At 55.5% G+C, this 337-nt stretch carries 1 protein-coding gene; it reads left to right on the top strand.

All coding sequences use genetic code 11. The features are described 5' to 3' along the window. Window positions 1-218 (top strand): transposase (locus AB4Y34_RS42175; protein ID WP_368719346.1); only part of this gene is annotated, 218 nt, incomplete at its 5' end. Between the last annotated feature and the right edge of the window lie 119 nt (window positions 219-337).

Genomic DNA, 337 nt, shown 5'->3' with positions numbered 1-337 from the left:
TGGACCTAACCGATCGGCTGGACGCGATATTCGATCAGATTGAACGCCTGAAGGCCGGCATCCGCGCCAAGGTTGAACATCCGTTCCGCGTCCTCAAACAGCAGTTTGGCTATACAAAGACCCGGTACCGAGGGTTGATGAAGAACACTGCCCAGATCACCACACTATTTGCTCTGGGCAACCTGTGGATGGCACGCAAGGCTTTGTGGAACGCTTGAAACGCTCGCAGATTCAGGCCGCGAATCTCGGCAAACAGTGGTCGTCACGCTTCAAAAGCCAGACGACCAACCTGCCAGCAGACTCTCATGGCTGATACGACGCAAGTGGCAAACGGCCA

Source organism: Paraburkholderia sp. BR10954 (genome assembly GCF_040965775.1).
GTDB lineage: Bacteria > Pseudomonadota > Gammaproteobacteria > Burkholderiales > Burkholderiaceae > Paraburkholderia > Paraburkholderia youngii.
Note: the sequence above shows the minus strand (reverse complement) of the source record. Positions and strands in the feature narration are given on the sequence as shown.